This is a genomic window from Aurantimonas sp. A3-2-R12, from assembly GCF_036016755.1.
Taxonomy (GTDB): domain Bacteria; phylum Pseudomonadota; class Alphaproteobacteria; order Rhizobiales; family Rhizobiaceae; genus Aurantimonas; species Aurantimonas coralicida_A.
The window spans coordinates 132,992-155,364 of sequence record NZ_JAYXIH010000005.1; the positions used below are offsets into that span (position 1 = coordinate 132,992).

At 64.5% G+C, this 22,373-nt stretch carries 18 protein-coding genes and 1 pseudogene; 10 read left to right on the plus strand and 9 right to left on the minus strand.

Annotated elements, in window-relative coordinates; all coding sequences use genetic code 11:
• Window positions 1-25 precede the first annotated feature (25 nt).
• Complete coding sequence (locus tag VSX60_RS04535; protein WP_206453355.1) at window positions 26-286, minus strand: helix-turn-helix domain-containing protein; 261 nt, start codon at window positions 284-286, stop codon at window positions 26-28.
• Between the two features lie 294 nt (window positions 287-580).
• Here VSX60_RS04535 and VSX60_RS04540 point away from each other — a divergent pair, with 294 nt between their 5' ends.
• From VSX60_RS04540 to VSX60_RS04580, 9 genes and pseudogenes are all read left to right on the plus strand, one after another.
• Window positions 581-2,842, plus strand: coding sequence for a primosomal protein N' (locus VSX60_RS04540; RefSeq protein ID WP_442873052.1), 2,262 nt, complete (start codon window positions 581-583; stop codon window positions 2,840-2,842).
• A 43-nt stretch (window positions 2,843-2,885) separates the two neighbouring features.
• Window positions 2,886-3,455, plus strand: coding sequence for a hypothetical protein (locus tag VSX60_RS04545; protein ID WP_327622956.1), 570 nt, complete (start codon window positions 2,886-2,888; stop codon window positions 3,453-3,455).
• Between the two features lie 134 nt (window positions 3,456-3,589).
• Window positions 3,590-3,985 (plus strand): AGROH133_08824 family phage infection protein, encoded by a 396-nt coding sequence (locus tag VSX60_RS04550; RefSeq protein WP_327622957.1) that lies wholly within the window; start codon window positions 3,590-3,592, stop codon window positions 3,983-3,985.
• Between the two features lie 248 nt (window positions 3,986-4,233).
• Complete coding sequence (locus VSX60_RS04555) at window positions 4,234-4,794, plus strand: F0F1 ATP synthase subunit delta (RefSeq protein ID WP_327622958.1); 561 nt, start codon at window positions 4,234-4,236, stop codon at window positions 4,792-4,794.
• A complete protein-coding gene (gene atpA / locus VSX60_RS04560) occupies window positions 4,794-6,323 on the plus strand; it encodes a F0F1 ATP synthase subunit alpha (protein WP_327622959.1) in 1,530 nt (509 codons plus the stop codon). Before VSX60_RS04555 ends, atpA begins: the two co-directional genes overlap by 1 nt.
• A gap of 70 nt (window positions 6,324-6,393) precedes the next feature.
• Entirely contained in the window at window positions 6,394-7,269 is an 876-nt protein-coding gene (locus tag VSX60_RS04565) for a F0F1 ATP synthase subunit gamma (protein WP_327622960.1), read from the plus strand.
• Window positions 7,270-7,309: 40 nt separating this feature from the next.
• Window positions 7,310-8,746 (plus strand): annotated as a pseudogene (gene atpD, locus VSX60_RS04570) (F0F1 ATP synthase subunit beta); the annotation flags it as partial.
• A gap of 126 nt (window positions 8,747-8,872) precedes the next feature.
• The gene (locus tag VSX60_RS04575; protein WP_327622961.1) at window positions 8,873-9,136 is read left to right on the plus strand and encodes a hypothetical protein; all 264 of its coding nucleotides are present in this window, start codon (window positions 8,873-8,875) and stop codon (window positions 9,134-9,136) included.
• A 9-nt stretch (window positions 9,137-9,145) separates the two neighbouring features.
• Window positions 9,146-9,550, plus strand: a complete 405-nt coding sequence (locus VSX60_RS04580) for a F0F1 ATP synthase subunit epsilon (RefSeq protein WP_327622962.1) — start codon at window positions 9,146-9,148, stop codon at window positions 9,548-9,550.
• A gap of 418 nt (window positions 9,551-9,968) precedes the next feature.
• Here the strand turns inward: VSX60_RS04580 and VSX60_RS04585 are convergent, their stop codons facing one another.
• From VSX60_RS04585 to VSX60_RS04620, 8 genes are all read right to left on the minus strand, one after another.
• Entirely contained in the window at window positions 9,969-10,613 is a 645-nt protein-coding gene (locus VSX60_RS04585) for a LysE family translocator (protein ID WP_442873053.1), read from the minus strand.
• 26 nt (window positions 10,614-10,639) lie between these two features.
• Entirely contained in the window at window positions 10,640-11,047 is a 408-nt protein-coding gene (locus VSX60_RS04590) for a VOC family protein (protein ID WP_327622963.1), read from the minus strand.
• A 127-nt stretch (window positions 11,048-11,174) separates the two neighbouring features.
• Window positions 11,175-11,687 carry an RNA pyrophosphohydrolase gene (locus tag VSX60_RS04595; RefSeq protein WP_327622964.1) on the minus strand — a complete coding sequence of 171 codons (513 nt, stop codon included), beginning with the start codon at window positions 11,685-11,687 and terminating at the stop codon, window positions 11,175-11,177.
• Window positions 11,688-11,788: 101 nt separating this feature from the next.
• The gene (locus tag VSX60_RS04600; RefSeq protein ID WP_327622965.1) at window positions 11,789-12,946 is read right to left on the minus strand and encodes a divergent polysaccharide deacetylase family protein; all 1,158 of its coding nucleotides are present in this window, start codon (window positions 12,944-12,946) and stop codon (window positions 11,789-11,791) included.
• A 147-nt stretch (window positions 12,947-13,093) separates the two neighbouring features.
• Complete coding sequence (locus VSX60_RS04605) at window positions 13,094-14,434, minus strand: S41 family peptidase (RefSeq protein WP_327622966.1); 1,341 nt, start codon at window positions 14,432-14,434, stop codon at window positions 13,094-13,096.
• Entirely contained in the window at window positions 14,424-16,121 is a 1,698-nt protein-coding gene (locus tag VSX60_RS04610; protein ID WP_327622967.1) for a murein hydrolase activator EnvC family protein, read from the minus strand. Before VSX60_RS04610 ends, VSX60_RS04605 begins: the two co-directional genes overlap by 11 nt.
• A gap of 1,051 nt (window positions 16,122-17,172) precedes the next feature.
• Complete coding sequence (locus VSX60_RS04615) at window positions 17,173-18,057, minus strand: STM4504/CBY_0614 family protein (protein ID WP_327622968.1); 885 nt, start codon at window positions 18,055-18,057, stop codon at window positions 17,173-17,175.
• 69 nt (window positions 18,058-18,126) lie between these two features.
• On the minus strand, window positions 18,127-20,772 hold the full coding sequence (locus tag VSX60_RS04620; protein ID WP_327622969.1) for an ATP-dependent helicase: 2,646 nt from the start codon (window positions 20,770-20,772) through the stop codon (window positions 18,127-18,129).
• A gap of 101 nt (window positions 20,773-20,873) precedes the next feature.
• Between VSX60_RS04620 and VSX60_RS04625 the strand changes: the two genes are divergently transcribed.
• A complete protein-coding gene (locus VSX60_RS04625) occupies window positions 20,874-22,268 on the plus strand; it encodes an IS1182 family transposase (RefSeq protein WP_327622970.1) in 1,395 nt (464 codons plus the stop codon).
• The last annotated feature ends 105 nt before the right edge of the window (window positions 22,269-22,373 follow it).

Sequence of the window (22,373 nt, forward strand, 5' to 3'; positions counted from 1 at the left end):
GGTCGCCGTCGCGTTGGTTGCTCGTTCAGCTTCGCGGTTTCGGCACCTTCAGCCGAACCCCCCGGCCCGACGAGACACTCTGTGCGTTTTCGCCGATCAACTCGATTCCGGCGCGGTCGAGCGCCTCGACAACCTTCGTCAGACTCTCGACGACACCGCGAACATTGCCCTGACTGGCCTCCATCCTCTGGATGGTGGGCACCGAGACGCCGGCGCGTTCCGCCAATGTCTTCTGATCGATGCCCAGAAGCGCCCGGGCGGCGCGTAGTTGTGAGGCCGTGATCATGAATCATTCTGCCGAGGCCAGGATAGGTAAATCGATACCTACACAATGCATACTGATATCTCAAGCATCATTATTGGCGCTTCATATGCTATCAACGTATCCCTCGACGCCCACGGCAGATGCGCACTCAGACTGCGGCGGACGGAGCGGAAAATACCGCTGATGGAATGCGGCGGAGGCCCTGCGCATCATCGCCTGCCCCAAGGCCGCGGATCGGGCAATCTGGTCCGCGGCTGCCGCCAGACCGCACCATCGCTTTCGGCCATCCGCCCGACTTCGTAGACTCGCCAATCCATGCGCGATTCGGTTCCGCTCCTCGCAAGCGGCCAAATCCGGTCCCTGCCCTCCCCCGGAGCCCCCCTTTTGTCCCAGACCGGCCAGCTCTTTGAAACGCGCGTCGTGCCGGTCCTCGTCCCGCTACCGGCCGAGCGGCCCTATTCCTATGCCGTGCCGGACGGGATGGAGGTCGCGCCGGGGTCGATCGTGCAGGTGCCGCTCGGCCCCCGGCAGGTCGCGGGCGTCGTCTGGGACGGCGCGACCGACCGGGTTGACGCCAAGAAGCTCCGGCCGATCACCCGCGTTTTCGATTGCCCGCCGCTCGACGCCACGATGCGTCGCTTCGTCGACTGGGTCGCCGACTACACGCTGTCGCCGCCGGGGCTGGTGGTGCGCATGGCGCTCAGGGCACCGGCGGCGTTCGACCCGGAAGCCTGGATTGAGGGGATCGAAGCGACCGGCGCTTCTCCGGACCGTATGACCGGGGCGCGCGAGCGGGTGCTTGCGGCCGCGCAGGAGGCGCCGGCCTGGTCGCGCTCGGGGCTCGCCCACGCGGCGGGGGTGACGCCGTCGGTGGTCGACGGGCTGATCAAACAGGGCAGTTTTCGCGGCGTCCGCCTGCCGCCGCCGCCGGCGGTGGCGGCGCCCGATACGGGCTACGGCCGGGCCGAACTCAACGCCGACCAGCGCGCGGGGGCGGACAGTCTCGCCGCGAGCGTGGCAAAGGGCGGCTTTTCCACGACGCTGCTCGAAGGCGTCACCGGCTCGGGCAAGACCGAGGTCTATTTCGAGGCGGTCGCGCGCGCCCTCGACGAGGGCCGGCAGGTGCTGATCCTGTTGCCCGAAATCGCGCTGACCCAGAGCTTCATCGACCGGTTCCACGCGCGCTTCGGCGCGCCGCCGGCCGAATGGCACTCGGACGTCGCCCCGCGCCAGCGCGAGAAGATCTGGCGACAGGTCGTGGAAGGACGGGTGAAGGTCGTGGCCGGAGCGCGTTCGGCGTTGTTCCTGCCGTTCCAGAACCTCGGGCTGATCGTCGTCGATGAGGAGCATGATCCGGCCTACAAGCAGGAGGAGCGCACCTTCTACCACGCGCGCGACATGGCGGTGGTGCGCGGCTCGCTCGGCGGATTTCCGGTGATCCTCGCATCGGCGACCCCGTCGGTGGAGACGCGGGTCAACGCCGCGTCCGGGCGCTATGGCCATGTGCGGCTCGCCGGCCGCTTCGCCGAAGCGGCGATGCCGGATCTGTCGCTGATCGACATGCGCGCCGCGCCGCCGCCGCGCGGGCGCTTCGTCTCGCCGGTGCTCGGACGGGCGATCGCCGACACGATCGCGCGCGGTGAACAGGCGCTCTTGTTTCTCAACCGGCGAGGCTACGCGCCGCTGACGCTCTGCCGGGTCTGCGGCTACCGCTTCCAGTGCCCCGACTGTTCGACCTGGCTGGTCGACCACCGGCTGCGCGGCCAGTTGCAGTGCCATCATTGCGGCTTCGCTGTGCCCCGGCCCGAGGCTTGCCCGGAATGCGGCACGCTCGATCACCTCGTCGCCTGTGGCCCCGGCGTGGAACGAATCGCCGAGGAGATGCTGACGGATTTTCCCGAGGCGCGGACGATTCTGCTCTCCTCCGACCTTCCCGGCGGCGCGAGGCGGCTCAGGCGCGAACTCGACGCCATCGCCGACGGCGAGGCCGATATCGTCATCGGCACGCAGTTGGTCGCCAAGGGGCATCATTTTCCGATGATGACCCTGGTCGGCGCGATCGACGCCGATCTCGGCCTCGCCAATGGCGACCCGCGCGCCGCCGAACGGACCTTCCAGCTCTTGCACCAGGTAACCGGCCGTGCGGGCCGCAGCGGCGGCCGGGCCAGCCGCGGGCTGATCCAGACATTCCAGCCGGAGCACCCGGTGATGCAGGCGATCGCGTCCGGCGACGCCAGCCGCTTCTACGAGCGCGAGATCGCCGAACGCGAACGCACGAGTCTGCCGCCTTTCGGGCGACTTGCCAGCGTCATCGTCTCGGCGAATAGCCGCAAGGAGGCAGAGGAGCATGCCCGCTCGCTCAGACGGGCGGCGGCCGAGGACGGCGACATCGAAGTTCTCGGCCCGGCCGAGGCGCCGCTGGCGGTGCTGCGGGGCCGGCATCGGTTCCGGCTGCTCGTTCACGGGACACGCCGCTCGCCGATCCAGGTGTTCCTGCGCGCCATGGTCGCTGCTGCGCCCCGCCCGCGTGGCTCAGTTCAGGTGCAGATCGACGTGGACCCGCAGAGCTTTCTGTGAGAAAGCCTCTGGCAAAGGGGTATGATGGACGGGGAGACGACGGATGCAGGCGCTGTTGAAATATCTCGTGGCCGGGGCGGCCATGAGCGTGCTCGCGAGTTATTCGGCCATGGCTCAGGACAAAGCGGGCGGAACCTCGCTCCCGACTTCCCCCTTCGCATCGACGACGCCGGGTCAGGCACCGACTGCGAACGCCTCCCCCGACACGCCCACAGGCCTCGAACTGGGTCTCCTCGACTGGTCCCCCATCCCGACGCGCTGTGCCTTCGTCGATCCCGACAAGTCCGTCAAGCCGAGCACGGAGACCACGTTCGAGCCGTTCGTTTTCCTGACCATGACCCAAAGCGGCAGCGGGACAACGGTCGGACCGGAGCGTGGCTACGTCATGGCGAACGGCCTGGTGCGCGAACTCGAAAAGGGCAAGACGGCGCCGAACAAGGACGGCCAGGTGGTCACCGTCTGGCGCTCGGCGGGCGAGCCGCGCATCAACGTCAACATCGTCCTGGCGGACGCGCGCCAGGAGAACGGCACGACCCGCTATTCCGGGTCGATGACCCTTTTTTGGGGCGACAAGAAAGAATCGGTGGCGATCACCGGCAGCTGCGAGAATTGAGCGGCGGCAAGCGCGGCCTGCCGCTTTGCGGCCTGTCTTTCGCCTCGCCGAACCTCAGCCTATAAGGCGCCCGTCCTGATTCCCGCGCGGCACGCCCTCGACTGCCGCCACCTGCCCTCGCCGATGGAGCTTCGATGGACTTCGCGCTGCCGCAAACCAACGCCGACATGCTGCCGTTCGCGGCCGCGTGCGTCACCGTCCTGTTCGGCCTCGTCGCCTTGTTCGCACCGCGAATCACGCTTCGCGCTCTCAGGCTGGAAACCAGCCCGCGCCATCCCGAAGCCCTATCCGAATCGCGGGCGACCATCGCCGGCTTCTGGCTCGGCGTCGGCATCGTCACGCTGCTCCTCTACAATCAGCCCTTCGTCCAGATGACGCTCGGTGCGGGTTGGCTGTTCACCGGTTTCGGCCGACTGGTCTCGATCCTCTCGGACCGCGGGTCGACCGCCTATAATTGGCTGATGTTTTTTCTAGCTCTTGCTCTGGCGGCCGCGGCTCTCGCTCCCGTATTCGGCATGGTGGCGAATTAGCCGCGGGCGAGCGCTCCGCACCGGCGGCAAATCAGCGCAAATAGGACGATGCTTTGACAAAAGCTGTCGCCAAAGCGTGTTGTCGCCGGCAAAACCCTATGCTAGACGGACCCAGTCTTCGGAAGGGCTTTTGCGGCCCGGTCGCGCGCCTTCCGTCAATCATTTAACGGCTTCAAGGATTTGGGGCGCTCTCGCTTCAGAGGCGCAACGAATGCCTTGAACGAAACCCGAAAGAGAAACGGTCGTCCGTGGCACAATCATCCTCTCCCGTTTCGGGGGTCGCAGACCGCTACGCCCAATCGCTCTTCGATCTCGCCCGCGATGACGGCGCGATCGAGACGGTCGAATCCGAGCTCGTGGCGTTTCAAAAACTGATCGACGACAATGCGGATTTCCGCCGGCTCGTCGAAAGCCCGGTCTTCTCCTCGGACGACCAGATGAAGGCGATCGACGCCATCGTTGGCGAGGTGAAGCCGAGCGAACTGACCGGCAACTTCCTGCGGGTCGTCGCGTCGAATCGCCGCCTCTTCGTCCTGCCGGGCATCATCCGCGGCTTTCGCCAGTATGCGGCCGAGCATCGCGGCGAAATCGCGGCGTCGGTGACCAGTGCCCACAAGCTGTCGGCCGCCCAGCGCAAGGAACTTGCCGAGGCTCTCGGCTCCTACGCCGGCAAGACCGTAACCATGACCGAGAGTGTCGATTCCACGATCCTCGGCGGGCTGATCGTCAAGATCGGATCGCGCCAGATCGACACCTCGCTTCGTACCAAACTCAATTCGCTTAAGCTTGCACTGAAAGAGGTCGGCTGATGGACATCCGCGCCGCGGAAATTTCCGCAATCCTCAAGAAGCAGATCAAGAACTTCGGCTCGGAGGCGGAAGTCTCGGAAGTCGGCCAGGTTCTTTCGGTCGGCGACGGCATCGCGCGCGTCTACGGGCTCGACAATTGCCAGGCCGGCGAGATGGTCGAATTCCCCGGCGGAATTCAGGGCATGGCCCTGAATCTGGAAGAGGACAATGTCGGCGTCGTGATCTTCGGCTCCGACCGGGCGATCAAGGAAGGCGACACCGTCAAGCGCACCGGCAACATCGTCGAGGTGCCGACGGGCAAGGGCCTTTTGGGACGCGTCGTCGACGGTCTCGGCAATCCGATCGACGGCAAGGGCCCGATCGAGGGTGCCGAGCAGCGCCGCGTCGACGTCAAGGCGCCGGGCATCATCCCGCGCAAGTCGGTGCATGAGCCGATGTCGACCGGCCTGAAGGCCATCGACGCGCTGATCCCGATCGGTCGCGGCCAGCGCGAGTTGGTCATCGGCGACCGCCAGACCGGCAAGACCGCGATCCTGCTCGATACCTTCCTCAACCAGAAGCCGGCGCATGACGAGAACCGCGAGAGCGACAAGCTCTACTGCATCTACGTCGCTGTCGGCCAGAAGCGCTCCACCGTCGCACAGTTCGTGCGCACGCTCGAAGAGCGCGGCGCCATGGAGTATTCCATCGTTGTCGCCGCCACGGCGTCGGACCCGGCGCCGATGCAGTACATCGCGCCGTTCACCGGCTGCGCCATGGGCGAATATTTCCGCGATAACGGCATGCACGCCGTGATCGCCTATGACGATCTGTCCAAGCAGGCCGTCTCCTACCGCCAGATGTCGCTGCTGCTGCGCCGTCCGCCAGGCCGCGAAGCCTATCCGGGCGACGTCTTCTATCTGCATTCGCGGCTCTTGGAGCGCGCCGCCAAGCTGAGCGAAGCGCACGGCGCCGGCTCGCTCACAGCACTGCCGGTCATCGAGACCCAGGCCGGTGACGTGTCGGCCTATATCCCGACCAACGTGATCTCGATCACCGACGGCCAGATCTTCCTCGAGACCACCCTGTTTTTCCAGGGTATCCGTCCCGCTGTGAACGTCGGCCTCTCGGTGAGCCGCGTCGGCTCGGCCGCCCAGATCAAGGCGATGAAACAGGTCGCCGGTTCGATTAAGGGCGAGCTCGCGCAGTACCGCGAAATGGCGGCTTTCGCGCAGTTCGGCTCCGATCTCGACGCCGCGACCCAGCGCCTGCTCAATCGCGGCGCCCGTCTGACGGAGCTGTTGAAGCAGCCGCAGTTCTCGCCGCTGAAGACCGAAGAGCAGGTGGCGGTGATCTTTGCCGGCACCCAGGGCTATCTCGACAAGCTTCGGGTCAATCAGGTCAGCGATTTCGAGCAGGGCCTGCTCAACGCGCTGCGGAGCGATCACAAGGATCTGCTCGACCGGATCGCGCAGGAAAAGGCGCTTTCGGACGAAATTCGCGAGAACTTGAAGTCGGCGATCGATTCATTCGCCAAGAGCTTCGCCTGAGTCACGAAAACGCGCATAAGCCGCGCCCCTCAGCGGGCGTGGCCGAGCTAGCGGGAGACAGCGCCAAGCCATGGCATCTCTGAAGGATCTGCGAAACCGCATTGCGTCGGTCAAATCTACGCAGAAAATCACCAAGGCCATGCAGATGGTCGCGGCGGCGAAGCTGCGCCGTGCCGAGGAGGCCGCGCAAGCCGCGCGCCCCTATGCCGACCGTATGGCCGCGGTGCTCGCCAACATTTCCGGCGCCATGGAGGGCGACGGCCTGCCGCTGATGGTCGGGACCGGCAAGGACGACGTCCATCTTCTGGTCGTCTTCACAGCCGATCGCGGCCTTTGCGGTGGCTTCAACGCGTCGATCGTCAAGCTTGCCCGGATCCACCAGCGCAAGCTGGAAGGCCAGGGCAAGACGGTGAAGTTCGTGGTCGTCGGCAAGAAGGGCTGGGACCTGATGCGCCGCGACCTGTCGTCGAAGGTCGTCGAGCGCACCGATCTGCGTGAGGCCAAACAGGTCGGTTTCGAACATGCCGAGGCGATCGGACAGACGATCATCGACCTGTTCGAGAAGGGCGAGTTCGACGTTTGCTCGATTTTCTTTTCCGAGTTCGAGAACGTCATGACCCAGACGCCGACCAGGCAGCAGGTGATCCCGGCCGCGCTCGCCGAGGACGACGCCAATCTGGCCGGCGAAGCGACCGTCTACGAGTACGAGCCGGAGCCCGGCGCGATTCTCGAGGATCTGATCCCACGCAGCATCAAGGTTCAGGTGTTGCATGCGCTGCTGGAAAATGCCGCCTCCGAACAAGGCGCGCGCATGTCGGCGATGGACAACGCGACCCGCAATGCCGGCGACATGATCGACCGCCTGTCGATTTCCTACAACCGGCAGCGGCAAGCGCAGATCACGACGGAACTGGTCGAAATCATTTCGGGCGCCGAGGCGCTCTAAAGTATCTAAGAGGAGGCCTCCGATGGCTGACAACGTAAACATTTCCGGCGCGACCGGCCGCGTCGCCCAGGTCATCGGCGCCGTCGTCGACGTCGAATTCGACGGCGATTTGCCGGCGATCCTGAACGCGCTGGAATGCGACAACAACGGCATGCGCCTGGTGCTCGAGGTTGCCCAGCACCTCGGACAGAACACCGTGCGTACCATCGCCATGGATTTGACCGAAGGTCTGGTCCGCGGCCAGCCGGTGAAAGACACCGGCGGCCCGATCGAGGTTCCGGTCGGTGACGGCACGCTCGGCCGCATCATGAACGTCATCGGCGAGCCGATCGACGAGGTCGGTCCGATCCAGTACGAGATGAAGCGCGGCATCCACCAGGACGCGCCGCCCTATATCGAACAGTCGCCGGAATCGCAGATCCTGGTGACCGGCATCAAGGTCATCGACCTTCTCGCGCCTTACGCCCGCGGCGGCAAGATCGGCCTGTTCGGCGGCGCCGGCGTCGGCAAGACCGTTCTGATCCAGGAACTGATCAACAACGTCGCCAAGGCGCATGGTGGCTACTCCGTCTTCGCCGGCGTCGGCGAGCGGACCCGCGAGGGCAACGATCTCTATCACGAGATGATCGAGTCCGGCGTCAACAAGGACCCGCACCAGAACAACGGCTCGGCCGAAGGCTCCAAGGCCGCCCTCGTCTACGGCCAGATGAACGAGCCTCCCGGAGCCCGTGCCCGCGTCGCGCTCACCGGCCTGACCATCGCCGAGCATTTTCGCGATCAGGGCCAGGACGTGTTGTTCTTCGTCGACAACATCTTCCGCTTCACCCAGGCCGGCTCGGAAGTGTCAGCGCTGCTCGGCCGTATTCCCTCTGCCGTGGGCTATCAGCCGACGCTGGCGACCGACATGGGCCAGATGCAGGAACGCATCACCACGACCACCAAGGGTTCGATCACTTCGGTGCAGGCCATCTACGTGCCTGCCGACGATCTGACCGATCCGGCCCCGGCGACCTCCTTCGCCCATCTGGATGCGACGACCGTTCTGAACCGCGCGATCTCGGAAAAGGGCATCTACCCGGCCGTCGATCCGCTGGATTCAAACTCGCGCATGCTGTCCCCGATGATCATCGGCGAGGAGCATTACGGCGTGGCGCGGCAGGTTCAGGAGGTTCTGCAGAAATACAAGTCGCTGCAGGACATCATCGCCATTCTCGGCATGGACGAGTTGTCGGAAGAGGACAAGGTGACGGTGGCGCGCGCCCGCAAGATCGAGCGCTTCCTGTCGCAACCCTTCTTCGTCGCCGAAGTGTTCACCGGCGCGCCCGGCCAGCTGGTCCCGCTCGAAGACACGATCAAGTCGTTCAAGGGTCTGGTCAATGGCGAGTACGACCATTTGCCGGAAGCCGCCTTCTACATGGTCGGCTCGATCGAGATGGCGGTCGAGAAGGCGCAGAAGCTGGCCGCCGAAGCGGCTTGACCGTTGTTTACTCGATCACCAGGGCCCCTCGTCGGAGCGGTTGTTGCTCTTCTCTTGATTTCCGACTGGGTTCTGCCGGCGACCACACGAGCTGACACCACGCAGGATCTGGCTCGGGAGGCCGGATTGACGAAGATGCAGATGGACGCGATCTTTGATCAGGGAGTGGTCAGCGGAACCGCCAACGCCTGCGGTCTTGATTGGACTCGTTTGAGTTTCAGCCCGTTGATGGCCTACTGGCGGGACAAAGGGAAAACCGAGCAGCAGATGGCTGTGATCGCCGCGTGGCATGGTGCTGGCCAAGGGGTGGCTGAGTCCAAGTTCAAGGAACAACCTTGTACCGAGAGGGCGCGCCGTGAGATCAAAGCACGCCTTCCATTCCGACCTTAAAGGGGCACCATGTCCGATAGTTTTCAGTTCGAACTCGTCTCTCCCGAGCGCCTGCTGCTGTCTGAAGCGGTGACGGCCGTCAACGTGCCCGGCACCGAAGGCTATTTCACCGTCATGGCCAAGCACGCGCCACTGATGACGACGCTGAAGCCCGGCGTCGTGGTGGCGACGCTGGAAGGTGGCTCCGAGCAGAAAATCTTCGTGCTCGGTGGCTTCGCCGACGTCAACCAGAACAGCTTCACGCTGCTGGCCGAGCGCGCCACCCGTGTCGAGGATCTCGACGCGGCCGAGCTCGACCAGCAGATCAAGAACGCCGAGGAAGACGTCGCCGACGCCAAGACGCCCGAGGCCAAGGCGAAGGCCGAGCATGCCCTCGACCAGCTCCGCGAAGCGCGGGTCGCCGTCGGATTCTGATATCCCTATTTCTGTTCGATACAATGGGGCCGGCGCGATGCCGGCCTTTTCGTTTCAGTGACCATGCGACATTTCCCACGCGGCCAGCGCCCCATCGGCAGCTCCGCGTGAAATCCCGCTTCAATTCGACCGAACGCAGGCTGTCAGGATATCATACCAACCTGCGGTGATAGGGACCTACTGGATGGCGCTGAACGGGCTTGTCCGGCCAGGAGCGACGCGCAGTTCGATGCGGCGCATCGGGCAAGCGGTGCGACGCCGTCCGGCGAGCCCGTCCAGCCCACCGCAGGCGGGGCGCTCGCTGCGCCTGGCTTCGTCACGGGCCTCACTCGATGCGCCGCATCGCGCGTCGTCCCGCTCCTCGCCATGCATCGGCGATCGTCCCCGTCGAATGGGCTCCTATTACCGCAGGTTGGTATCAGGCCCGCGATAGGAGAAGCCGGACGCCGGCAATGCCGAAGAAGAGCGCAAGCGCGCCCTCGACCCAACGCCGGGCCTTCTCATAGGCCCGGAGCATGGGGCCGGTCGAAAAGACCAAGGCATAGCCGCAGAACACCAGAACGCCGAGAACCGCGCACCCTCCAATGATCGCCAACAGCATATAGGAAGGGGCGCCAGGCTGAAGGCCAAGCGACATAATCGCAATCCATGCCAAAATGGCTTTTGGATTGCCGGCATGCAGGAGGATGCCGCGGCGATACAACGCACGAAATTTTAGCCGCGAGCTATCCGGAATGGCAAGAGTTGCCGGACGCGAACTGAGGGCAGAATTGGCGGCCTTCCAGGCGAGATAAAGGAGATAAAGTCCACCCGCGATCTTGATGGCAAACAGTGCATTGGCATAGGTCGAGAGAACGGCGGAGAGGCCTGTCACTGCAAGAAGCGCCCAGAACATTGAGCCGGTAACGACGCCCAGTGCCAGCACGATAGCGGACATGCGTCCTCGCTCCATTGCAACGCCCATGATCGCCATATTGCTCGGGCCGGGGCTGGCGGTCGCGATCAAGTAGGTCGCATAAACGAGGAACAGTTGATCTACATGCTCGCTGCTCATCGTCACCATCCCCGTTGCTCCGCGATCGCCGTTTCCTACTGCGTGATCAGATCACCACGGTAGACAATATGGACTTTGTTTCCGTCGAGATCGCGCAGATAGGCACCAAAATAGCCGTCGCCGTAGTGAGGCCGTGGGCCCGGCGCTCCTTCATTCTTGCCTCCCACGGCCAACCCGGCTGCATGGGCGTCTGAGACCGCCTCTTCCGAAGGGGCCAGAAAGGCGACCATGCTGCCGTTTCCGGGCGTTGCCGACCCGCCGTCGAAGGGCACGTAAGCATAAAAGCGCGGCAGTGCATTGTCCCGGCAGACCCAGCACAAGGACGGCGGGCCACCGTCCGCAAGGACTGCCCGTTGCCGGAGTCCAAGGGGCTGGAGTACCGCATCGTAAAAACGAGATGCGAACTGAAGATCACTCACACCGACGGTAACGTGGCTGAACATGACGTCCCTTTTCTGACACTGCGGCGCTGCCGGTCACACACATCATCGTAGCCCGCAAAGCCGCGATTCAATATAAAACGCCCAACTCATGCACTGAGGATGCCGACGAGTTTCATGTCGCTCGTACTCATGTCGTCAGATGCCGGAACGCCGCGACCACCCGTTCATAGACGCCGCGCTTGAACGGCACGATCAGGTCCAAGAGTTCGTCCATCGGCTTCCACGCCCATTCATCGAACTCCGCGCTGTGCCCGCCGGGCGGCGGGTTGATGGCGATCTCGCTATCGTCGCCTTCGAAGCGGAAGGCGAACCAACGCTGGGTCTGGCCCCGATAGCGACCCTTGAGGGCGATGCCGACAAGCTCGGGCGGCAGGTCGTAGTCGATCCAGTCGGGTGCCTCGCCGAGCAGCGCGACGGAGCGCATGCCGGTCTCCTCGTAGAGTTCGCGGCGCGCCGCTTCCAGCGGGTCCTCGCCCTTGTCGATGCCGCCTTGCGGCATCTGCCAAAGCTGCGTCGCCCCGGTCATCTCGCCCTTGTCCACCATCATCCGGCGGCCGGACCAGACCAGTCCGTCGCGGTTGAGCACCATGACGCCGACGCAAGGGCGATAGGGAAGATTGTCGAATGCGATCGGTTTCATGCTGTGCCGTCCCGAGTGTCTGGGGCGCGGATCTCCCCTTCATCGGGTGGTGTTATCGCGCGCTCGGCGACGAGGGCAAGGGCATCGATGGAGCGCGGCGGTCAGCGGCGCTCCGTATCCTCGGCCAACGCGGAGACCGGCACGATCTCGATGCCGCGTCCGCTCGCCTCGGCAATCCATTCGGCAATGACCGCGACCGAGACGTCGAAGGCCGATGCGACGCCGATCGCCGCGCCTTCGGCGCGGGCGATGCGCTCGAGCGTATCCAACTGACGGCGGATGTCGGCCGCGTCCTGAGTCTCGTCGATCATCACGTTCGAGGCAGCGACCGGGACGTTCTGAAGCGTCGCCGTGTCCTTGGCGAGCGACCGCAGCGAGCTGGAATCGTCGAGATACATCAGGCCACGACGACCGAGTTCGGCGATCAGCGGCTCCATCGCCGAGGGATCGCCGGTGAACCGGCCGCCCATGTAGTTCATGATGCCGACATAGTTGGTGATCCGGCCAAGCGAGGCGTACAGCGCATCAAAGCGGCCGGCCGCCGCGTCGGCGACCGTCACGGTATTCTTGCCGGGATCGATCTGCGGATAGCCGATCGGCTCGAGCGGCACCTGCAGCAAAAGCTCGTGCCCTCCCCGCCGCGCGTCCTGCATCCAGCGGTCGAGACTGTTGCCCGCCGGCGCGAAGCCGAGCGTCACCGAGCCCGGCAAGGCGTTCAGGGCGTTCAACGTCCCGGTCTGGCTGATGCCGAGACCACCAACGACAATGGCGATGCGGGCGCCCGGTGTGCCGCTCGAGGATCCGGCATAGACGTCGAACGGCCGCCTGCCATCCGCCCCGCGCGTCGGCAGCGGGCCGTAGGCGCTTTCCTCGATGAGATCCGGGTCGGGCAGATGCGCGTCCGAGGGGCGTTGGCGATAGGAGACCGGATCCTCGATGCGGAAGCCGATCCCGCCGCCTTCATGCAGCGCCGGATCGTCCGGGCCCGAGATGACGATGGGCAGCGGCCTCTTCGCCACCGGAGCCGGTGCGGCGATGACCGTCGTGGCAGCGATTTGTTCGGCGGCGATCGACTGCGATGCTTCGGTAAAATAGTCGGTGACCCGACGTTCCGGCTGGCCGAGGAGTGCGGTCGTGAGCGAGCCGGCGACGACGAGCGCAGCCAAGGTCAGACCGCCGAGCGTCGACGCCGACGGTCGACGGCGGGCTTCGCCGTCGTCGCGATCGAGACCCAGGGGCTCATAGAGTTCGCCGTGCATTCTTCCCGTCTATCCGGCGAAGCTGGATCGTGGCTCGCGAGCGAGGGACAGGCGACGGCGGTCTCACTCACGAAAAAGGCCCGGCCATCCGAAGATGGCCGGGCCTTGGTTGTTCATCGCCAGCTATAGGCCGGCCGCGCGAAGGGATCAGTTGGCGGCGTTGGCTTCCTGCTTCGGCGGGAACATGGCGTTGGTCTTGACGCCGTTCAGGAGGTCGATCGCGTACTGCATCTGCAGATCGTCCTTCTTCTCCGGCGGCACATAGTCGAGCGAGCCGGAGCCCTGGTCGTCTTCCTCGTTGCCGGTGATGTGACCGCGCAGCGAGGATTCGCCACGAGAGATATCCTCCTGTGGATCGAGGCCCATCTGCTCGCGGATCTCCTGCGGCAGCGGCTGCTCGACGCCGATGTCGGGATCGATGCCGCGGCCCTGAATGGAACGGCCGGAAGGCGTGTAGTAGAGCGCCGTCGTCAGGCGCAGCGCGCCGTTGGCGCCGAGCGGGATGATCGTCTGCACCGAGCCCTTGCCGAAGGAACGCGAGCCGACGACGGTCGCGCGGCGCTGATCCTGCAACGCGCCGGCGACGATCTCGGACGCCGAGGCCGAGCCGCCATTGACGAGGACGACGAGCGGCTTGCCGTCGATCTCATCGCCAGTCCGGGCATTGTAGCGCCGGGTCTCGTCGGAGTTGCGACCGCGGGTAGAGACGATCTCGCCATTGTCGAGGAAGGCGTCGGAGACCGACACCGCTTCGTCGAGAAGTCCGCCTGGGTTGCGGCGAAGGTCGAGGATATAGCCCTTGAGCTTGTCCTCTCCGACCTGCTCCTTGATGTCGGCGATCGCCGCTTCCAGGCCGATCGTGGTCTGCTCGTTGAACTTCAACAGCTTGACGTAGCCGATATTTCCCTCGACCGAATGACGGACCGAGGGCACCTTGATCTCGTCGCGCGTGACGGTCAGCCGCACCGGCTTGGTCGCGCCTTCGCGGATGATCGTCAGGCTGACGCTGGTGCCGATGTCGCCCTTCATCTTCTCGACGGCCTCGCCGAGGGTCAGGCCGCGAACCTGCTCGCCATCGATCTCGGCGATCAGATCGCCGGCCATGACGCCGGCCTTGTCGGCGGGCGTGCCCTCGAAGGGCGAAACCACCTTGACGAGTTCGTCCTCCATGGTGACCTCGATGCCGAGACCGCCGAACTGGCCGCGGGTCTCGGTCCGCATGTCCGCCGCTTCCTTGGCGTTCATGTAGCTCGAATGCGGATCGAGCGACGTCAGCATGCCGTTGATGGCCGTCTCGATCAGCTTCTGGTCGTCGGGCTCATCGACATATTGCGCGCGAACGCGCTCGAATACGTCGCCGAAGATCGCAAGCTGGCGATAGGTATCGGAGCCCGCCGCGTTGGCGGTGCCGGCGTTCTGACTGACGACGGTCATCGCCGTCGCCCCCATCAGCGCCCCGGCGAAGAGTATCGAGAGCTTACGAATCATTCGTCGTCCTTCCAGAGGGTTCGTCCATCCACCAGGCAGACGGATCGACCGGTTTTCCGTCCTTGCGGAATTCGACATAAAGCGCGGGACGGGTCGCACCGAATTCCGCCACCGCGATGCTGGCAACACGTCTTGCGCCCATGACCGCGACGGGCTCGCCCGCCGAAACGAATTGGCCGGTCTCGACGTCGATCCGCTCCATACCGGCGAGCACGACATGATAGCCGTCGCCGGCGTCCAGGATCAAGAGCTGACCATAGGACCGGAACGGCCCGGAATACAAAACCCGACCGTCCGCAGGCGCCGTGACGGCGTCACCTGGCCGCGCCTCGAAGGATGCTCCCGTCGTCTCCCGCCCAATATCGTCTTTCCCGCCGAATCCGATCAGTTGCATGCCAGCCACCGGCTTCGACAAACGGCCTTTCATTGTCGAAAATGCGGCGGCCGGTTCGAGCCGCGCCGCCTCACGACGAAGTGAGGCAATATCGTATTCGGGCGTTGCGTCGGCGGAGGGCGCGTCGGCTGATTGCAACGCGGCAATTTCGACCGTCGCCTCGGCTGCCGGTTCGCTCTCCACCGCGCCATCATCTGGTGCGGCTGTCTCAGCCGCCGGTGGCGCGGCCGTGGCGACGACCGTCTCCGGAACGTCCTCGATCGCGGCCTCCCGCGTCCGGGCCGCTTCGGCGTCGCGAGCCTCGGCCAGCCGCGTTGCCTCAGCCACGCGCTGCTCGATGACGCGCGCCTCGCGCGTCAGGCGCTCCTCTTCCATGCGCCGGGCCTCCGCCAAGCGCCGGGCTTCCGCCGCCTGCACCTTTTCCTCCGCCTGGCGGCGCATCTCCGCGAGGCGCGCCGCGTCCTCGGCGGCCCTGGCGCTGTCGACCTCGTTCTGCAACGAAGCGATCAGGTCTTTCAGGTCCGTCGCCTTTCCGGCGAGGTCGGCCGCCCGCGCGGCTTCGCTTGTTCGCCGCTCGCGGTTCGTCGCTTCGAGCTTTTCCTTCTCGGCGAACAGCCGGGCAAGGCGCGCTTCCTCCTCGCGGTGCCGGGCGACCTGGCCGGCAAAGCGTTGCGTCTCGGAGACGATGGCGAGACGAACCGTTCCCAGACGTTCCAAATCGGCGACAAGCCGGTCGGTCTCCTCGCGAATGGCGGGAACGACGGCGCCGAGAAGAATGGCGCTGCGGACCGAACCCAGCGCGTCGCGCGGCTTGACCAGCAGCGCTGGCGGCGGCTTGCGGCCCATGCGCTGCAGTGCCCCGAGCACTTCGGCGAGGACGCCGCGGCGCTCGTTGAGCGAGGCCTTGATCAGCCCCTCCTCACTCGCCAGTTCATCGACCCGCCCCTCGGTCGCCGCCAATTCCTCGCTGACCGCCTTCTGGGCGGCGGCGGCATCGATCATCGCCTCGCGAATCCGTTCCCGGTCCTTCGCCAGCGCGTCGATCTCTTCGTCGAGCGAACTGATCGTCTCCCGCGACAACGCGATGGTGTTGGCAACGGCCACCAGATCGGCGGCGGTCTGGCGGCGCTGTTTTTCCAGGATGGCCGAGCGGGCGGTCTGGATCGAGGCGACCTGGATCGGGTCGATGGCGGACTCGACGGGTCTGGCCTCGGAGCGAACCGCATCCGGCTGCGCGCCGGACGGAAACGGCGCGAGCACGGCACAGAGAAACGCCGCGGCGCTGATTCGCACGCCTCGCAACCCCCGTCCAGCCTTGCCTGTCCGCCTTTCGACCAAGACCGTTTGTCCTCCGCGATCCAACCGTGAGGATAGACGAGTCGCGCCATCTCGCATACCGGGAGCCACCCTAGAATCAGCGACTTAACAATCGATCAACCATCGCCGGCGCGCCGGGGGCTTTCCGCAAAAATCCACCGGGCACGCGACAGCGCCTCCGCACCCGATCGGGCCGGAGTGTTAGCTATGCTACCGCCCTCACGAGCGGCGGAACGCCGGAGGCGAACCCTCCGAACGATTGTAATAAACGGTCCGCCTCCGGCGTTCCGCGCGATGGGTGCCAAGGACACGCACGGGCTCTCGGTTCCCGTGTGTCGCCGAACCATTCGCCTGCCGGCCCAACCTTTCGGCCAGGACCGGACGGGCTGTGGGGTGCCGCCGGGAGGAGCACGACCTCCAGGCCGGCGACATGCCGCCTTCCCCGCAGAACGGAAGGCAGGCGCGGCCGTCACAAGGCCCGGTTCCCGCCGCTCCGGAAGCGGCCGAGACCGGCACCGCCCACCAGGGATCACTCCCCTTTGGCCCTCGAACGATCCCGGCGATCGTCCGCGCCCGTTCCTTCGACTGGCTCAGGATGGGCCGGCGGTGAAGGCATTGTGCGGGAGGTGGAGAGGGTGGGGATAAAAATTTTTGCAGGGGCGGGTTTTTGTTAGGGGCGCGGCGCCCCTTCTCGCCCCTTGTGGGCGAGAAAGCCTTTCGTGGAATTGTGCCGAGCAAAGCGAGGCGCAAACCACAGAAAAGGCAAGAGCGGGGTGTCACCAGGCCAACCGCCGCTCCGGCGCCGAACAAGACCGCGCAACCCCTCTCTTGCGATTTCTATCGTTTAGCTCCTTCGTCGCTAAGCCGATGATCGGCCCGTCGCTTGGGCTCCGGGCGTTCATCGTTTCGAACGCTTCGCGTCCGATCCGCTTTGCGGACCGCTCTTCACTCTCCCCCACAAGTGGGGAGAGGAGAGCCGAGTTTTAAGTCAGCTGAGCTTAGGCGCTCGCGTCTACGCCATGCAGAGTCACGGAAGAGACTTAAAGGATTGAACAAGGAATTGAACAGTCGCGGCCGTGAGGTGTAGGCAAAAGGCTGCCAAGTGGTCCGGTACGTTGTGGGGCTGCCCTCCCTGACCATGTCCTCCCTTCTTATTCCGCGGCGTGGGAATCGCACTTTCCAGCATGCTGCGCAGGGACATCATCTGGTTTTTCCAGTATGCTTCTATGAGCCCGTTGTCCAACATGCAGGCTACGAGTTTTGAAGAAGTGTCTCCGTCTGATGTCCATCCGCGCCTATCGCGTATTATCTTCATGGTGCTTTCAAAACATTTGTGGCACTCAACGAGACAACCACTGAAATCACCGTTCTTGTAGTCCGCATGCGCGGCCTGGAACTCATCGTTCGCGCCCCGAAACGCCGGATCGCTCAGCAAAAGAAGCGCTGGACTAGTGACATCAGCATGCAGATATTCGTTGCTGATCTTGATAATATGACCCTGATCATCCAATCTATAACCAAATCCGGCTTCCCGGAAACGAAAATTTACTAGCTCTCGGTACACGCGTACGTCTAAATAATCTTTTGTCTCTACAATTCTGTCAAAAAACTCAACGCAGTCCAGGGCCTGATCACATGGAGGCACCGCAATGAACCATCGAAAGAAGTCTTCATAATACACGCTTGATCGTGATTGAAATAGCATTTTCATACCATATTCTTCAGATAAGATATCATGCACAGCCTGAAATTCTTTATCTAAATTATTATAGTAGTCGAGATTGACAGTCCGGATGAGCCCAGATGTTATCTGAATGCGTAACGTTTGAGGAAATTCTTCGTACTGATAAACATCTGGAAGCGTTCCTAATTCGCGTTTCGCACGCTTCGAAAATATGTCGAATCCCATCATTCAGAAAATCCTTACCCCGGGTTTAAATCTTCAAGCGTTCCCCATTCTGATCACATTCATACAAGCCCCTCACACCCCCGCGACAAACCCTTCCAGCACGCGCTTCTGGCCGGCCTTGTCAAAGTCGACGGTGAGCTTGTTGCCCTCGACCGAGGCGACGGTGCCGTTGCCGAATTTCTGGTGGAAGACCCGGTCGCCGCTGGCAAAGCGGCTGTCCTCGGCGATGACGGATTTCGCCACCAGTTCGCCCTCGATCTCGCGCGGGCCGCCCTTTTTGGCCGAGGCGTAGAGGCCGAACCCCTGTTTCGGCGGCTGGTTGTGGCCCCTGCCCCCGCGGGCGCCGGCGCCCGCATTCGACCCGCCGCCGCCCCCATAGTCGATCTGCCGCGCGCGGCCGCCGGACCAGCCGTCGCCGCCCGAACTGCCTTTGCCCCCGGCAAAGCCGGCATTCGCCGCCTGAGCCCGGCGCCAGCCCGGCGTCTGGTAGGCGTTTTCCTGAAAGGCGGCGGCGCCGTCCCAGCGCGAGGCCCCGTAGCCGCCGTATTGGCTGGTGTTGGCTTCCATCACCTCGACATGCGCCTCAGGCAGCTCGTCGAGAAAGCGCGAGGGGATGGTCGATTGCCACAGACCGTGAATGCGGCGGTTGGAGACGAACCAGATCTTGGCCCGGCGCTTGGCGCGGGTGATGCCGACATAGGCGAGCCGGCGCTCTTCCTCCAGGCCCGAGCGGCCGCCCTCGTCGAGAGCGCGCTGATGGGGAAACAGCCCCTCCTCCCAGCCGGGCAGGAAGACGGTCTCGAATTCCAGCCCCTTGGCCGCGTGCAGCGTCATGATCGAGACGGCGTCGAGATCGGCGTTCTGCTCGGTGTCCATGACCAGCGCGACATGTTCGAGGAAGGAGGCGAGCCCCTCGTACTCCTCCATCGAGCGGATCAGCTCCTTCAGGTTTTCCAGCCGCCCCGGCGCCTCGGCCGAGCGGTCGGCCTGCCACATCGCCGTGTAGCCGGATTCCTCCAGAATCTGCTCGGCCAATTCGGTGTGCTTGGTGGAATCCAGCAGCTCGGCCCAGCGGACAAGGTCGGTGACGACTCGGCGCAGCGCGTTGCGCGGCTTCGGCTTCAGCTCCTCGGTCTCGACCATTTCGCCGGCGGCCGCGATCAGCGGGATTTCGCGGGAGCGGGCGTAGTCGTGCAGCAAGCGGATGGTGGCATCGCCGAGGCCACGCTTCGGCGTGTTGACGATGCGCTCGAAGGCCAGATCGTCGGCGGGTTGGACGACGCAGCGGAAATAGGCCAGCGCGTCGCGCACCTCCATGCGCTCGTAAAAGCGCGGGCCGCCGATGACCCGGTAGTTGAGCCCCATGGTGACGAAGCGGTCCTCGAAGGTGCGCATCTGGAAGGAGGCGCGGACCAGGATCGCCATGTCGTTGAGGTCGTGATTGTCGCGGCGCTGCAGATCCTCGATCGACTCGCCGATGGCGCGCGCCTCCTCCTCCGAATCCCAGCCGGCATTGACCTCGACCTTCTGGTGCTCGGGGTCGGAAAAGTCGGTGAACAGCGTCTTGCCAAGCCGGTCCTCATTATGGGCGATGAGGTGGGAGGCGGCGCCGAGGATGTGGGCGGTGGACCGGTAGTTGCGTTCCAGCCGGATGACGGTGGCGCCGGGAAAGTCTTTGTCGAAGCGTAGGATGTTGTCGACCTCGGCGCCACGCCAGCCATAGATCGACTGGTCGTCGTCGCCCACACAGCAGATGTTGATCTGCTGCTTCTGGTTTTCGCTCACGGCCGAGCGCTCGCTTCGCTCGCTGGCCTGCGCAGGCGCGGCCTGACCGGCCGACGGGCGGTCGCCCTCGCGGCCTTCGGCCGGGGCGCGTGTCTCTGCAATCGCGGTGGAATCCCGCCGCGTCGGCCTTTGCGCCAGGAGCCGCAGCCAGAGATATTGCGCGACATTGGTGTCCTGATACTCGTCGACCAGGATGTAGCGGAAGCGCTTGTGATATTCGGCGAGGACATCCGGATGGGCGCGGAAAATGGCGATCGGATGCAGCAAGAGATCGCCGAAATCGCAGGCGTTGAGCGATTTCAGCCGCGCCTGATAGGCGGCGTAGAGCTCGCGGCCCTTGCCATTGGCGAAGGCGCGGGCGTCGCCCTCGGGAATGTCCTTCGGGGTCAGACCCTTGTTCTTCCAGGAATCGAGCATCTGGGCGAAGCCGCGCGCCGGCCAGCGCTTGTCGTCGAGGTTTTCCGCCTGGATCAGCTGTTTGATCAGCCGGATCTGGTCGTCCGTGTCGAGGATGGTGAAGTTGGATTTCAGCCCGACCAACTCGGCATGGCGGCGCAGGATCTTGACGCCGATCGAGTGGAAGGTGCCGAGCCAGGGCATGCCCTCGACCTGTTCGCCGACCAAAAGGCCGACGCGGTTTTTCATCTCGCGCGCCGCCTTGTTGGTGAAGGTGACGGCGAGGATCTGCGACGGAAAGGCGCGGCCGGTGGCGAGGATATGGGCGATGCGCGTCGTCAGCACCCGCGTCTTGCCGGTGCCGGCGCCGGCCAGCACCAGAACGGGACCCTCGGTGGTCTCGACGGCGGCGCGCTGCTCGGCGTTGAGGCCGGCGAGATAGTCGGGCGCGCGGGAGCCACGGGCGGCCATGGCGCGGGCCGCGATGGAGCCGGCCCGGGGAGCGGCGGGGCCGGAAAGATCATGGGAATCGGTCATCGCCCGCAATGTAATGGTTCGGGCGCGGAACACTAGGAGGCTGTCCCCGTAATGCCTCGGTTGAACTCGACAAGATGGAAGTATGCTGATTCAGTCGTGGGATGAGCAAAACCTTTCGTCGGTGGCCTGTTGATCAGGTTCAGCTTCTTCCTGCGTCGGTGGGTGACTTCGTGCCGGCGGGCCATGTCGCCCATTTCGTGCGCGACATGGCCCGCGAGCAGTTGGACCTGTCGGAGATTATCGAGAGCTACACCGAGTTGCGCGGTTATCCGCCATTTGACCCTGTGATGATGACGGCGCTGCTGCTCTACGGCTACAGCCAGGGGGTCTATTCGTCGCGACGGATGGCGCGGGCCTGCGAGGAGCGGCTGGATTTCCTTGCGGTGACGGCGATGAACCGTCCGGATCATCGGACGATCAACAAGTTCCGCAAGCGTCACCTGTCGGCCTTGAGCGGCCTGTTCGTGCAGGTGTTGAAGCTTTGCCAGAAAGCGGGGCTGGCCGACCTTGGTCACGTTGCGCTCGACGGGACGAAGATCAAGGCCAATGCCTCCAGGCACAAGGCGATGAGCTATGATCGGATGCTCAAGACCGGGCCGGAACTCAAAGCGCAAGTGGACGCCTGGCTTGCGCGGGCCGAGCAGACGGATGCGCTCGAAGACGCCGAGCTCGGCGAGGCGCGCGGCGACGAGATGCCGGACTGGATGGCAGACAAGCAGAAACGCATCGCCAAGATCGAGGAAGCCAAGACGGCCCTCGAGGCGGAGGCTCGTGCCCAGGCTGAAGCCAAGGCCAGGGCGGCGACCGAGAAGCAGCGAAAGCGGAAGCGCAAGGGCGGGCCAGGCAAGCCGACGAAGGGCAAGGCCCAGCCGGAGCCACCTGCCGAGGCCCAGGGGGAATCCAAGGAGGAGCCGAAGCCGAAGGCCAAGGCGCAGCGCAATTTCACCGATCCTGAAAGCCGGATCATGAAGGGGCCTGATGGCTTCCTCCAGGGTTACAACGCCCAGGCAGCCGTCGACGCCAAGGCGCAGATCATCGTTGCCCACGGTCTGAGCGACTGTTCGGCCGACAGCGGCCAGCTCGAGCCCATGTTCAAGGAGATCCGCGTCAACACCGGGCGTAACCCTGCCCAGTTTTCGGCTGATGCCGGCTACTGTTCGGATGCCAATCTGGCAGCTCTGGACAAGCAGAAGATCAATGCCTTCATTGCCCCCGGACGACAGCGACACGGTCGGCCGCCCGGCGAGGGTGGCGCACCCGGCGCCCCTGGAACCAGGGTCGAGCGGATGCGCGCCAAGCTGCGCAAGGACGGCTTTGACAGTCCTTATCGCTTGCGCAAGCAGACCGTCGAGCCGGTCTTCGGTCAGATCAAGCACGCCCGCGGCTTCCGGCAATTCCTGCTGCGTGGCCGCGACAAGGTCGCTAGCGAATGGGCGATGATCTGCACCGTCCACAATCTGTTGAAACTGGCCACATATCGACCGGCACTGGCCTGAACCGGGCGCCGAAAGCCCAGTGTCGATGCTGCACCGGCGTCCGCCAGCCACTTCCAGCCGACGAGAACTGTTCTCACACGAACATCCAGATCGCATCCACAGCGC